Source organism: Actinoplanes ianthinogenes, from assembly GCF_018324205.1.
In the GTDB taxonomy this organism is placed as follows: domain Bacteria; phylum Actinomycetota; class Actinomycetes; order Mycobacteriales; family Micromonosporaceae; genus Actinoplanes; species Actinoplanes ianthinogenes.
In genome coordinates this window covers 193,860-205,977 of sequence record NZ_AP023356.1, presented here as the reverse complement: position 1 = coordinate 205,977, position 12,118 = coordinate 193,860, and the positions used below count along the sequence as shown (strand labels likewise).

14 protein-coding genes are annotated in these 12,118 nt (G+C 70.0%); 6 read left to right on the top strand and 8 right to left on the bottom strand.

Annotation, left to right across the window (positions count from 1 at the left end; genetic code table 11):
• The first annotated feature begins 43 nt into the window (after window positions 1-43).
• On the top strand, window positions 44-895 hold the full coding sequence (locus Aiant_RS00955; protein WP_229830880.1) for an ArsR/SmtB family transcription factor: 852 nt from the start codon (window positions 44-46) through the stop codon (window positions 893-895).
• Here the strand turns inward: Aiant_RS00955 and Aiant_RS00950 are convergent.
• Complete coding sequence (locus tag Aiant_RS00950) at window positions 882-1,628, bottom strand: L,D-transpeptidase family protein (RefSeq protein WP_189334069.1); 747 nt, start codon at window positions 1,626-1,628, stop codon at window positions 882-884. The genes Aiant_RS00955 and Aiant_RS00950 overlap by 14 nt on opposite strands.
• Window positions 1,629-1,816: 188 nt before the next feature.
• Here Aiant_RS00950 and Aiant_RS00945 point away from each other — a divergent pair, with 188 nt between their 5' ends.
• On the top strand, window positions 1,817-2,311 hold the full coding sequence (locus tag Aiant_RS00945; protein ID WP_189334070.1) for a hypothetical protein: 495 nt from the start codon (window positions 1,817-1,819) through the stop codon (window positions 2,309-2,311).
• 139 nt (window positions 2,312-2,450) lie between these two features.
• On the opposite strand, the gene Aiant_RS00940 is transcribed toward Aiant_RS00945, so the two are convergent.
• Window positions 2,451-2,894: an SRPBCC family protein gene (locus tag Aiant_RS00940; protein WP_189334071.1), complete on the bottom strand. Its 444-nt coding sequence runs from the start codon at window positions 2,892-2,894 to the stop codon at window positions 2,451-2,453.
• A 51-nt stretch (window positions 2,895-2,945) separates the two neighbouring features.
• On the opposite strand from Aiant_RS00940, the gene Aiant_RS00935 reads away from it, so the two are divergent.
• Window positions 2,946-3,530 (top strand): TetR/AcrR family transcriptional regulator, encoded by a 585-nt coding sequence (locus Aiant_RS00935; protein WP_212846894.1) that lies wholly within the window; start codon window positions 2,946-2,948, stop codon window positions 3,528-3,530.
• 622 nt (window positions 3,531-4,152) lie between these two features.
• Entirely contained in the window at window positions 4,153-4,596 is a 444-nt protein-coding gene (locus Aiant_RS00930) for a hypothetical protein (RefSeq protein ID WP_189334072.1), read from the top strand.
• A gap of 318 nt (window positions 4,597-4,914) precedes the next feature.
• Here Aiant_RS00930 and Aiant_RS00925 read toward each other — a convergent pair whose 3' ends face one another.
• The 3 genes from Aiant_RS00925 to Aiant_RS00915 are packed head-to-tail and all read right to left on the bottom strand — an operon-like array spanning window position 4,915 to window position 6,982.
• Window positions 4,915-5,529, bottom strand: coding sequence for a hypothetical protein (locus tag Aiant_RS00925; RefSeq protein WP_189334073.1), 615 nt, complete (start codon window positions 5,527-5,529; stop codon window positions 4,915-4,917).
• Window positions 5,526-6,278, bottom strand: coding sequence for an ABC transporter permease (locus tag Aiant_RS00920; protein WP_189334074.1), 753 nt, complete (start codon window positions 6,276-6,278; stop codon window positions 5,526-5,528). Before Aiant_RS00920 ends, Aiant_RS00925 begins: the two co-directional genes overlap by 4 nt.
• On the bottom strand, window positions 6,269-6,982 hold the full coding sequence (locus Aiant_RS00915; RefSeq protein ID WP_189334075.1) for an ABC transporter ATP-binding protein: 714 nt from the start codon (window positions 6,980-6,982) through the stop codon (window positions 6,269-6,271). Before Aiant_RS00915 ends, Aiant_RS00920 begins: the two co-directional genes overlap by 10 nt.
• A 100-nt stretch (window positions 6,983-7,082) precedes the next feature.
• Between Aiant_RS00915 and Aiant_RS00910 the strand changes: the two genes are divergently transcribed.
• Window positions 7,083-7,937 (top strand): sensor histidine kinase, encoded by an 855-nt coding sequence (locus Aiant_RS00910; protein WP_212846892.1) that lies wholly within the window; start codon window positions 7,083-7,085, stop codon window positions 7,935-7,937.
• Between the two features lie 101 nt (window positions 7,938-8,038).
• Window positions 8,039-8,671 carry a response regulator gene (locus Aiant_RS00905; RefSeq protein WP_189334268.1) on the top strand — a complete coding sequence of 211 codons (633 nt, stop codon included), beginning with the start codon at window positions 8,039-8,041 and terminating at the stop codon, window positions 8,669-8,671.
• 114 nt (window positions 8,672-8,785) lie between these two features.
• Here the strand turns inward: Aiant_RS00905 and Aiant_RS00900 are convergent, their stop codons facing one another.
• The 3 genes from Aiant_RS00900 to Aiant_RS00890 form a co-directional block, all read right to left on the bottom strand.
• Window positions 8,786-9,439, bottom strand: a complete 654-nt coding sequence (locus tag Aiant_RS00900; protein ID WP_189334077.1) for an HAD family hydrolase — start codon at window positions 9,437-9,439, stop codon at window positions 8,786-8,788.
• Between the two features lie 137 nt (window positions 9,440-9,576).
• Window positions 9,577-10,539: an SUMF1/EgtB/PvdO family nonheme iron enzyme gene (locus Aiant_RS00895; RefSeq protein WP_268248837.1), complete on the bottom strand. Its 963-nt coding sequence runs from the start codon at window positions 10,537-10,539 to the stop codon at window positions 9,577-9,579.
• Window positions 10,536-12,038, bottom strand: coding sequence for an arylsulfatase (locus tag Aiant_RS00890; RefSeq protein ID WP_189334078.1), 1,503 nt, complete (start codon window positions 12,036-12,038; stop codon window positions 10,536-10,538). Before Aiant_RS00890 ends, Aiant_RS00895 begins: the two co-directional genes overlap by 4 nt.
• Between the last annotated feature and the right edge of the window lie 80 nt (window positions 12,039-12,118).

Below are 12,118 nucleotides of genomic sequence, written 5' to 3'. Positions count from 1 at the left end.
GCGTACCAAAGATTCGGTCTAGAGTGAATCCTCGATGCTGCGGATGTCGATGTCACCGGCCGACCTCGCCGGGGTCCGGTTCGCGATCTCGCCCGCCTGGGAGGTCGTCGCGAGCCTGCGGGTGCTGCGCGACCCCGGCGCGCACGCGGTGCACCTGCCCTGGGTGACCCGGCACCGGGACGCCGTGCTGGCCGCGCCGGGGCTGCGCGAGCTGCGCGATCTCGTGCTGACCCCGGAGCGGCACCTGCCCGGCTTCCTCGCGCCGGCGCCGCGGACCCCGATCGCGGATCCGGCGGCCGAGTTCGAGGCGTCCGGGCACGGCGACCAGATGCGGGCCTACTGGGATCTCGCCCTCGCGCCCTACTGGGACCGGATGCGCGGCATCCTGGAGGCCGACGTCATGTTCCGGGCGCGACGGCTGGCCGACGCCGGTCCACAGGCGATGTTCCCGGAGCTCGCGCCCACGATCTCCTGGGCGGACGACGTCCTGTCGGTGAACCGGCCCGGCCCGGCACTGGACTTCGTGCTGGGCGGTCGCGGCCTGGTCCTCGTGCCGTCCCTGTTCGCCTGGCCGAACGTCTTCGTCAAGGCGGCCGAGCCGTGGGCACCGGTGCTGCGATACCCGGCGCGCGGCGTCGGCGCGATGTGGCACGACGACGCGCCCGCCGCCGATCTCGCCGCGGTGCTCGGGCGGGCCCGGGCGACCCTGCTGGCCGAGCTGGCGACACCGTCGACGACCACGTCGCTGGCCCGGCGTACCGGACTGGCCGCCGGAGGGATCTCCGCCCACCTGGCCCGCCTGGTCACCGCGGGGCTGGTCGCCCGGCGGCGGGCCGGGCGTCAGGTCTTCTACGTGCGCACCGCGCGCGGCGAGGCGCTGGTCACGCCTGGGTGATGACCGCGGCCGGGCCCATCACGATCCGCGGGTGCTGGGCCGGGCGCAGCCACTTCAGCAGCCGGACCAGGTTCGCCCGGCTGACCGAGACGCAGCCGGCGGTCGAGCCCTTGCCGTTGACGTGCAGGAAGACGGCCGAGCCGCGGCCGACGTGGGACGGGGTGCTGGTGACGTACTCGCCGAGCTCGGCGTTCCAGTGCACGCCGGCCGGCCGGTTGAAGTTGATGACCGCGGCGTAGGCGTACTGGGTGGGGTATGCGGCCAGCCGCTCGGCCTGGGAGATGCGCCAGGTGCGGTGCTTCGAGGCGGACGGCTGGAAGACGTTGTAGGTCTGCGGGTCACGCCGATCGCCGACCCAGTAGTCGTTGGCGTCGACCTTCCGGTACGGCAACCGCGTCCCCGGGTCCGCCCGCACCCCGAACGCCCGGGTGATGGTGAACGTGCCGACCGGCGTCTCCCCGGTGTCCTGCACCCGCTGCGCCGCCCACGCCCAGCCGCCGTACCCACTGCGGGCCGGCATCGCGGCGAACACCTGCCGCCACTTGCCGTCCGTCCCGCGCTGGTAGGCCCGCAGCGTGGCGTACGTCGACGACCAGCTCTTGCCGGTCACCACGATCAGCTGCCGGGCGTTGCCGACGTGCGCCAGCCGATCCGGCACCGAGACGGCGGCGGCCGGTGCGGCGGGCAGCACTGTCGCCACCACGACCAGTGCGCAGATCACGGCCCGCTTCATCGGGCTCACGCTACCTGCTGGAGATCCGTGGTGACATCAGCGGCCACCGGCTCGTCGCCGGCTCAGCCCGGCGGCGTAGGCTCCGCCTGCCGCCAGGACCGGGCTGCACGATCCGTACCTGACGGCCAGCCTCATGCATCGATGGGATACTCCCCGCGTCATCCGACGGCAGGCGAGGAAGACTGTGCATGGTCAGTGACACGCCGACGGTGCGAGTGCGTGGCCTCGTCGTACCCGAATTGCTACTCCGCTTGCTGCACCGTGGCGCGTGGCGGCACCCTGGCGAGGATGCGCTTGCTCGAACGATGCCCTGGTTCGCTGACGAGTTGGACTTTCTCGCCACTGTGCACGACATGGAGCGCCGGTCCGGCGCACTCGACCACCTGGTCGAAGACGAGACGACAGCTCACATCTTCAGTCTCGTCCGAGGTTCTCCGACCGCCCCCGTCTCGCTGCCCTGGCTGGACGTGGACAAGGCATTCTTCATCGCCGTGGCCAAATATGCAGGCGACGACACCGCAGTCGCACTTGACTATCGAACAAACGCTTCGGATCCGCGAGTCGTAGCGAGTGATATCTGGACCGAGCCCAGTCGTATGAGCTGGCGGGTTGTCGCCCCGGCCTTTTCTTCGCTGATAGACGAATTAGGGCTTTTGCTCGATGAAGACTCGGGCTTCGCTTGAACGTACTGAAATCGGCTACTCATCTCTGACGTCCTGCACAATCCACGGCACCGTATCGGGACGGTGTTCACCGAAGCCGTTCCCGTGCTCGCCGCTACAGGCGATCGCCTTGTCTCCGGCAGCGGGCCGGAAAGGGTGGTCAGGCCGGGAGCTTGGGATCGTCGAGGACCGTGGGTAACGCCACGGTCAGCATCTTGGCCCGCACCGACCGCAGGAGCCGGCACATGAAGAAGCCGCCGATGCCGGTGAAGCCAGTGTGCTCCCAGGTGAAGCGCGTGCCGCCGTCGATCGGCTGGAGGCGGTAGGCGACGAAGCTCGGCGTGGCCCCCTCGTCGCCGATCCAGGAGTAGCGCAGCAGCGCCGGCGCGTCGACCTCGAGGACCTCGCAGTCGACGATGCCCCGCCAGCTCGCGACCGGCTTGGCGATGAACCGGAACTTCGTGCCCGTGACCGGCGCGAAGCCCTCGGGTCGGCCGCCCTGGCCGGTCGTGGTCCAGCGCGGGACCAGCTCAGGGTCGGTGAGCACGCGCCAGACGCGCTCGATCGGATGCGGGTAGTCGCGGACGATCCGGAACTCGCTCATTACCGTCTCCTTACAGTCACTGTAAAAATACTGTAGCAGTAAGATTCGCCCATGAGCCTGCGCGAGGAGAAGAAGCGGCAGATGCGGCAGCAACTGTCCGACACGGCGACCCGGATGTTCGTGGAGCGCGGGTTCGACGGCGTACGGGTGGCGGAGGTGGCGCGGGCGTGCGGGGTGTCGGAGAAGACGGTGTTCAACTACTTCCCGACCAAGGAGGCGCTGCTGCTCGACCGCCTCGAAGGCACGACGACGGCGCTGCGGGAAGCGCTCGCGTCGACCGGACACACGCCGATCGAAGCCGCACTGCGCCTGCTTGACGCCGAGCTCGACGGGTTCGCCGGCGACCCGGAGGGCTACCGGCGCTTCGGCGAGTTGCTGGAGGCGGCGCCATCGCTGCGCGCCTACCGCAACGACATGATGGACCGGTTCGTCGCCGTGGCGGCCGAGGCGCTGGCGGCCCGCGACGGCGTCGACCCGGCCGATCCGGAACCGCAGATCACGGCCGCCGCCCTGCTCGGCCTGTGGCGCGTGCAGCACGAGAGCCTGCGCCGCCATCCCGGCCAACCGGCGACGGTCCGCGCGGACGTGCGGCGGGCCGCGGACGTGCTGCGTAACGGACTGGAGAAACAGAGCTAGTCCCGGATGGAATCCGGACAGCCGGGCTCACCTGGAGGTAGGCGCCGATTACACGGGTGGCCTCCGTTCGAGGCACCGGTGAGCACCACGGTCGTGTAGTTCTTCAGATGCGGTACGACCTCACTCACCTCCGCCAGCGGCGCGCTGCCGCTGCGCAAGACGGCACGTCAGTGCAGCCGCGAGTCCACGATCCGCAGCCGGTACCGCCAGGTATCCGTACACAGCGCCGACGATCAGACCCGGTGGCACGAACGCGATCCGCTGCCACACCTGATCGGTGCCGAACAACCCGGCCGCTCCGGCCACGCAGAGCACCACCGGCGCGACGAACGCGGCGAGGGCCGCCGCCGCACGTTCGAACGTGCCACCTGAGGTGTACGAGACGCCGCAAAGTGATCGACGCCTATGCCCGTGCAATGCTCACGGCACCACCCGGCGCAAACTCAGCGGCAAATGAGTGTCTTTGAATGGAGCAACCTGGCTACGACACTAAACCGTTCAACCATTTAGCTCGCCTTACACCGGCAATTCCCCTGAAGCGGTGTCCGTCTGGACGGGTCTTGACGACAGAGATGCCTCAGAAGAAGCTCTGCGCGCACCGGACCGATGCCATCATAGGGCTATGACGATTGCGCCGTTCGGATCTGAACATGTCGACGAGGTTGAAACAATCCTAATCGACCGAGGATGGGTAGAAACGACTCCCGAACTTGGGGGGCTGGCTGGCTCGGACTTGGCCTTCGTCGCCCTCGGGGAGCAGGGAGTTGCAGGATTCATCTATGGAACAGCTGCGGATCCGGAGTACGCCAGCCTAGCGCCCGCCGATTTTCCGTCGGAGAGTTACGGCTGGATCGAGCTTGTCGCCGTCGCCATCTCAGGGTGCGGAACCGGTACGCTGCTGACGCATTATTTCATGGGTCACATGATCAACAGGTCGTTCAGATATCTAATGCTGAGCATTGACGACCGGGACGGATTGGGACCGCGGCGCAGGTCCTTCGCCGCCGAGCGATGCGGATTTACGGACAGTGTCGCCGCCGGAATCGTTGGCCGTTACATACCGTAGCGACTTAGGGAGGGCAAATTTGACTCGAAATTCCCCTTGTCGCGACCACGTCATAAGGACTTCAACCAGATGTGGCTGAGCGCACTCAACTCGGCATGAGCGCGCGTTGGGACCGGTGTGGTTTGGGCTTGGGCGATAGCCCCAGGTGCGCTCGGCCCGGACCGGTTGGGACGGCAGCGGCACTCCGGTCGGCGGGAGCGGCTTTGTCGCGCATGGTAGGTGCTGGCGGTGATGAGGTGCCGGGCCCGGCCACAGGGGACCTGCGGCGGCCTTCGCGATCTTTAGGCGAGGGCCGGAGCAGGCTTAACGATCAGCGAGTTACGCGTCGCGGGAATGGAACCTCGCAGCGGCCAGAACCGAGGCCGCAGCCGCCCAGACGATCAGCGCGGCAGCACCCCGTGTCGGATCGGTCAAGGCGGTGTCGGGAAGCCACGCCGAGAAGGCCGGTGAGTGGGCGCGCAGCATCGGAGCTGCGATCAGATAGGCCGGAAGCAGCACGGCCACTGCCGTGACCGAGTGGCGCAGCAGCAGGCCCACCGCGGCCGCCAGCAGTGACGTGAGCGCGAGGTAGACGACCGCCGCGGGCGCCTTACCGCTGTCGCCCGCCGGGACCGTCGCGGTCAAGGCGACAACGACGGCGACCGGAACCGTGACGGTGACGAGAGCCGTCCCTTTCGCCGCGGTGAGGAGCAGCCGCCGGGGTGAGGCCAGCAGGGTGGTGCGGATCTGGCCGCCGGCCTGGAACTCGTGGGTGGTCGCGAAGACTCCGAGTGCCAGGAAGCCGACCTGCACGACCTGCAGCACCCGGATCCCGTCCTGCCGGGTCGTGGCGAGCAGCAGCGTGCCGAGCACGGTGAGCACTGTGGTGGTGCGTATCGCGGGCAGCGTCAGAAGCTTGCGAACCTCCGCGTGCGTGATGCGGGCGGCGTTCACGGGTCGCGCCGCTGGAAGAGCCAGGCCGCCAGGATCAGGAATGCGGCCACCCATGCGGTCATCACCAGGCCCGCGGTGACGGGCGGGATCCGCAACGACAGGTCCATGCTGCGGATGAACATGTGCGGGCCGACGATGTCGGGCAGATAGGCCGCCAGCGGCATGACCTTGTACAGCAGGTAGGAGACCGAGACGACCGAGCTGTTCAGGATCAGGACGGTCAGCGTGATCACACCGTTGCGTGCGATCAGGGTGATCGCGAACGCGAGCAGGGTGATGAGCACCCAGTAGAGGATCGCCCCAGCCACCCGGGCCACGCTCGGCGCGGGGACCGCGTCGCCGTGCACCAGTTCGGTCAGGGCCAGGGTCGCCGTCGCGGTGATCAGGCCTTGCACGGCGACCACCAGGACCAGGGCCGTGGCCTTGGCGATCAGCAGGCGGAGCCGGTGGGGCACCGCCGTCAGTGTCGCGGTCAGCTGCCGGGCGCCGGGGGAGTCGTCGCCGGTCGGCGTGTACTCGCTGCTGACCGACACGACGCCGAGGATCAGCGCGCCGAGCAGGCCGATCCCCAGGTTGCGGAAGCCGAGGTCGGTCGGATCGCCGAGCGTGCCGTCGGCGATCGACTCGCGGGTGGCCGGCGCGTTGATCAGCACCAGGAGTGGTGCGATCAGCACGCCCAGGATCAGGCCGACCCGGGCGGTCGGCAGGCCGAGAAGTTTGCGCAGCTCGGCGCGGATCGTCAGGACCACGGCCGCTCCATCTCACCGGTCAGGGCGAAGAATGCGTCCTCCAGCGTGGAATGCTCACCGGTGACCTCGGCGAGGGTGCCACGCGCGACGACGCTGCCCTTGTCGATGACGACGACATCGTCGGCGATCTCGGCCAGCTCGCCCATCAGATGACTGGAGAGCAGCACGGTGCGGCCCTCGGCGGCACTGGCCCGCAGGAAGTCGCGCATCCAGCGGATCCCGGCCGGGTCGAGGCCGTTCACCGGCTCGTCGAGAACGAGGATCGGTGGGTCGCCGAGCAGCGCGGCCGCCAGCCCGAGGCGACGGCTCATCCCGAGGGAGAACCGGCCGGCCCTTTTGCCCGCGTCGCCGGTCAGGCCGACCAGATCGAGCACCTCGTCGACCCGGGTGCGGGGCAGGCCGTTGCTGGTGGCGACCCAGCGCAGGTGGGCGTGGGCGGACCGGGATCGGTGTGCGCCGCTGCCGTCCAGTGCCGCACCGACGGTGGTCAGCGGGCGGGGCCAGCCGGCGTAGGGCCGCCCGTTGACCAGGGCGGTGCCGCTGGCGGCCCGGTCCAGGCCGAGCAGCACCCGCAGCGTGGAGGTCTTGCCGGCGCCATTGGGCCCGAGGAAGCCGGTGACCCGGCCGGGCCGGGCCTCGAAGCTGACCTCGCGCAGGATCGGGGTCCGGCTCTTGGATTTGCAAACGCGGTCGATGACGATCACGGCACCAAGTCAACCGAGTTCGCGGTGCGCTCGCGTCGGACCGGGAACCGACTTTTCCGGCGTCCTCTACGACCCTGGTCTGAGGTTTACAGTCGGGCACGTGAATCTGCATGCCCGTCCCGCCTGGCGCTCCCGGTCCGTTCCGGTCGTCGCCGCTGTCGCCGTCGTCCTGGTGATGGCGATGTGCACGGTCGGCGCCACGGGTCCCGCGGCGCGGCTCGTCCCACCGCTGATCGGTGGTGGAGCGGTGGCCGCGGCGGTGTGGGCGGTGCGGCGCTGGCGCAGCGACCGGGCGGCCTACGAGAGCCGGCTGACCGCGTGGGCAGCCAGTGAGGCGGTGCTCGCCGAGCGGTTGCGGATCGCCCGCGACCTGCACGATCTGGTCTCGCACGGGCTCGGGCTGATCACCGTGCGAGCGGCGTCCACCCGCCACCTGCCGAAATCGGAGCAGGTCGCGGCGGCGCTGGGTGACATCGAGGAGACCAGCCGGGGCGCCACCGCCGAGCTGCGCCGGATGCTGACGGTGCTCCGCGGCCCCGCGGGCGAGGCCGTCTCCCGCAGACCGGCGGAGGACCTGGGCACTCTGCCGGAGATCGTCGCCTGGGCCGAGACAGCCGGGCTGCGGCCCCGGCTGGCGGTCGAAGCGGTGGGCGAGGTCTCGCCCGGTGTGCAGGTCGCGGTCTGCCGGACGGTCCGCGAGGCACTCAGCAACGTGGTGCGGCACGCGGGGCCGACCGAGGTCGACATCGAGCTGCGCCGCGACGGCGACTTCGTGACCGTCGTGGTCGCCGACCGGGGTCCCGATTCTCCTGGTTGGCATGGCACTCCCGGCGCCGGCCACGGGCTGCTCGGCCTCCGCGAGCGGGTCGGCAGCCTGGGCGGGACCTTGGCGGCCGAGCCGGTCGAGGGCGGCTTCCGGCTCACCGCCCGCATCCCCGACGAGGTGCCCCGGTGATCCGGCGTATCCCCTCCGCCGTGACGACGGTCCCGGCCGGCAGCGGATCGGAGGCACCGGCGACAACCCAGGTGCGGGTGCTGCTGGTCGATGATCAGCCGATGGTCCGCAGCAGCCTTTCCACGATCATCGAGGACCAGCCCGGCCTGGTCGTGGTCGGCGAGGCACAGGACGGGGTCGAGGCGATCCTGCAGGCCCGCGCCACGCGACCGGACGTGGTCCTGATGGACGTGCGGATGCCGCATCTCGACGGCCTCGAGGCAACCCGGCGGATCTGCTCGGATCCGGTGCTCGCGGCCTGCCGGGTGCTCGTGCTGAGCATGTTCGAGCTGGACGAATATGTCTACGAGGCCCTGCACGCGGGCGCCTCGGGCTTCCTGCTCAAAGATGCCCGGCCCGAAGTGCTTGCCGACGCGATCCGGCGCACGTCGAGGGGCGAGACGCTGTTCTCCCCGGCGATCCTCGACCGGCTGGTGGCGCACTATGTCGGCGGCTCCCGGCCAGGACGCCCGGCTGCACCGCTTCGCGGGCTGACCACCCGGGAGGTCGACGTCCTGGCATTGATCGGCGGCGGCCGCTCCAATGACGAGATCGCCACCGCGCTGGTCATCTCGGTGAAGACCGTCAAAACCCACATCACACACGTGATGGCGAAGCTGGGTGCCCGTGACCGCGCCCAGCTGGTGGTCGCCGCCTTCAACACCGGCCTGGTCCACCCACAGCGCCGGGATTGACCCCACGGGCCGGCGGTGCCACCTCGCAATGGAGAGGTTACGGTTCGACCGGTCGGTGAGCTGGTATGACGCCTCGATCCTGCGATTCGTGGCCGGGAAGCGTCCGGCGGAGTCTCACAGGGACTCGATGACGGGGACGATCTCGGGGAACGTGTCGACCGTGGCGGTCACGTGCCGCGGGTCGAAGTCGTCGAGGCGGCGCACGCCGCTCTGCAGGCAGGCTACGAAGCGGATGCCCGCGCCGCCGGCCGCCACGGCGTCGCCGGGGGAGTCGCCGACGTAAACGCACTGCTCCGGGCGCAGCCCGGTCTCGGCGAGCAGCTCGTCGAAGACACGCGGGTCCGGCTTGTGGAACCGGGTGTTGTCCTGGTGATAGGCCCCGGTGACCCGCGAGGCCAGGAGATGGTCGGGTTCGAGCAGGTGCGCCACCTCCGGCCCGGTCCGGGAGGTGAGCAGGGTGACCGTCCGGCCGCTCAGGACCAGCCGGTCCAGGGCGCGCAGGTTCTCCGGCGGGATCACGTCGAGCCGCCCGTCGGCCAGGTATTTCTGGTTGAGGATCGGGAACAGCTCGGCGAACCGGTCCAGGTCCAGGCCGGGGGAGCGGTGCGGCATGGCGTCGAGCAGCTTCTCACCCCAGGTGGCCAGGTGCACCTCGCGTGACATGGGCGGCCGGCCCATCTGGGCGAGCACCTCGTTCTCCAGGTCGAAGGAGGCCGCCTCGGTCATGCACAGGGTGTCGTCGAAGTCCACGATCACTGCTCGGATCATGGTGCCACCTTAAGGTCCGTCCGGCTGGCCCCAGGTTCAGCCCGACGACCAGAGCTGGAGCTGGTGGCCCTATTCCGAGCCCGGATAGGGCCACCAGGGCCAGCCGGGGACTTTCAGCGGGCGGTGACCGGCAGCTGCTAGGCCGCTGGGACCGGTGGCGCCACGCAGCGGAAGCCCAGGTGACTCATCCCGGTGTCGACCATGTGCGGCCGCCGCGCGGCCGGCCGGTACCGCAGGCAGTAGGAGTCCGCACAGAGGAACGAGCCACCCTTGATGACCCGGCGCGGGACCCGGATCTGCGGCTGGGCCGGGTCATAACTCTGCTCCGGCCGCCCGCCCCGCGGGTCACGCGGCAGGCAACAGGAGGACAGGCCGGCCCAGCGGTCCTCGGTGTACCAGTCCTGGGTCCACTCCCAGACGTTGCCGGCCATGTCGGCCAGGCCGTAACCGTTGGGCGGGAACGACCCGACCGGCGCGGTACGCCCATATCCGCTCTCGGCGCGCCACGGAAAGTCGCCGTGCCAGTAGTTCGCCTGCCGCCGGCCGGCCGTCTCCGGGCGGTTCCCCCAGGTGTAGGTGGCGCCGTCGAGCCCGCCCCGGGCCGCGTGCTCCCACTGCGCCTCGGTCGGCAGCGCGAGACCGGCCCACGCCGCGTACGCCTCGGCGTCCTCGTACGCGACCTGCACCACCGGATGGTCGGCACGCCCGTCCACGGTGCTGCCCGGTCCCTCCGGCGCCCGCCAGGACGCGCCCGGCACCCAGCGCCACCACTGGCTCAGGTGCCGCAGGTCGACCGGGCCGGGCGTACCGACGAACACCATCGAGCCGGGCACCAGGTTCTCCGCCGGGGCGCCCGGGAAGTCGGCCGGGTCCAGCGGCCGTTCGGCGACGGTCAGGTAGCCGGTCGCGGCGACGAACGCGGCGAAGGCGGCGTTCGTCACCGTGGTCCGGCCCATCCAGACCGCGCCGACCTCGACCTCGCGGGCCGGCGCCTCCTCGGGATAGTGCTCGTCGGAGCCCATCCGGAAGGTGCCCCCGGGGATCCACTTCAGGTCGGCGTCCGGCAGGGCGCCGGCCGCCGGGGTGGCCGCGGCCGTCACGCGCTCGGGATCCCGGCCTGGAGTTTGGCCAGCACCTGTTCCAGGCTGAAACTCGCCGGCTTCTGCCGGCGCGGGAACTCGACGAAGCTCTGCAACATGTCGAAGACGAACGCCTGCATCGGCACGGCCAGCCAGGCGTGGTCGAGCAGCCAGTCGTAATAGGTGTTCGAGGTGGTGTCGGCCCGCTCATAGGGATCGGTCCGCAGATTGAAGATTTTCGGTACGCGCAGCTCGGTGAAGGGCTCGGCCCACACCCGCAGGGTGCCGGCGGCCCGCTGCTCCAGGAAGACCAGCTTCCAGTTGCCGTAGCGGACAGCGGTCAGGTCCCCGTCGTCGGAGACGTAGAAGAAGTGCTGCCGGGCGCTGCTCGCCGACTCCCCGGTGAGGTAGCCGAGCTGGTCGTGGCCGTCGAGGTGCACGTGGAAGCGGGTGCCGTCGAGGTCGGCGCCGGCCCTGAGCGCGCCGGAGATGTCCGGCACCCCGGCGGCGGCGAGCAGCGTCGGGAACCAGTCGGCGTGGCTCATGATGTCGTTCAGCACCGTCCCCGGCGCGATCCGCCCCGGCCAGCGCACCACCGCGGGCACCCGGTAGGCGCCCTCCCAGTTCGAGTTCTTCTCTCCGCGGAACGGCGTCATCCCGGCGTCCGGCCAGGTGTTCATGTGCGGCCCGTTGTCGGTGGAGTAGACCACGATCGTGTCGTCGGCGATGCCCAGCTCGTCGAGCAGCCTGAGCAGGTCACCGACCAGCTTGTCGTGGTCGATCATCGTGTCGTGGTAATCGGACTGCCACCGCCCGGCCTGGCCCCGGCTCTCCGGCTTGACGTGCGTGCGGAAATGCATGTGCGTGGAGTTGAACCAGACGAAGAACGGCTGCTCGGCGGCGGCCTTGTCACGGATGAAGGTGCTCGCGGCGGCGAGGAACTCCTCGTCGACGGTCTCCATCCGCTTGCGGGTCAGCGGGCCGGTGTCCTCGATGCGCTGGGTGCCGTCCTTGCCCGCCCAGGAGTGGATGACCCCGCGCGGGCCGAACCGCTTGTGGAACTCGGGGAAGTCCTCGGGGCGCGGATAGTCCTGCTGCTCGGGCTCCTCCTCGGCGTTGAGGTGGTACAGGTTGCCGAAGAACTCGTCGAAGCCGTGCACGGTCGGCAGGTGCTCGTCGCGGTCGCCGAGGTGGTTCTTGCCGAACTGGCCGGTCGCGTACCCGTGCGCCTTGAGCGCCGTCGCGATCGTCGGGTCCTCCGGCTGGATGCCCACGGTCGCCCCGGGCATGCCCACCTTGGTGAGCCCGGTCCGGATCGGGTTCTGCCCGCAGATGAAGGCGGCCCGGCCCGCCGTGCAGCTCTGCTCGCCGTAGTAGTCGGTGAACCGGGCACCCTCCTCGGCGATCCGGTCGATGTTCGGCGTCCGGTATCCCATCAGCCCGTCGCTGTAGCAGCTGAGGTTCGAGATCCCGATGTCATCGCCCCAGACGACCAGAATGTTCGGGCGTTCCCCCGGCATCGCGACCTCCCCGTTCGACTACGTGGCGGGCCCAGTCAAGCGGAGCCGCCCCGGTGCCCGCCTCACCCCGCCCGGGTGAG

Bases quoted from the DNA above. Each gene is read 5' to 3' on its own strand.
- Aiant_RS00935 (WP_212846894.1), top strand. From the start codon at position 2,946: ATGAGCCTGCGCGAGGAGAAGAAGCGGCAGATGCGGCAGCAACTGTCC.
- Aiant_RS00890 (WP_189334078.1), bottom strand. From the start codon at position 12,038: ATGCCGGGGGAACGCCCGAACATTCTGGTCGTCTGGGGCGATGACATC.
- Aiant_RS00955 (WP_229830880.1), top strand. From the start codon at position 44: ATGTCGATGTCACCGGCCGACCTCGCCGGGGTCCGGTTCGCGATCTCG.
- Aiant_RS00930 (WP_189334072.1), top strand. From the start codon at position 4,153: ATGACGATTGCGCCGTTCGGATCTGAACATGTCGACGAGGTTGAAACA.
- Aiant_RS00950 (WP_189334069.1), bottom strand. From the start codon at position 1,628: ATGAAGCGGGCCGTGATCTGCGCACTGGTCGTGGTGGCGACAGTGCTG.
- Aiant_RS00900 (WP_189334077.1), bottom strand. From the start codon at position 9,439: ATGATCCGAGCAGTGATCGTGGACTTCGACGACACCCTGTGCATGACC.
- Aiant_RS00905 (WP_189334268.1), top strand. From the start codon at position 8,039: ATGGTCCGCAGCAGCCTTTCCACGATCATCGAGGACCAGCCCGGCCTG.
- Aiant_RS00940 (WP_189334071.1), bottom strand. From the start codon at position 2,894: ATGAGCGAGTTCCGGATCGTCCGCGACTACCCGCATCCGATCGAGCGC.
- Aiant_RS00945 (WP_189334070.1), top strand. From the start codon at position 1,817: ATGGTCAGTGACACGCCGACGGTGCGAGTGCGTGGCCTCGTCGTACCC.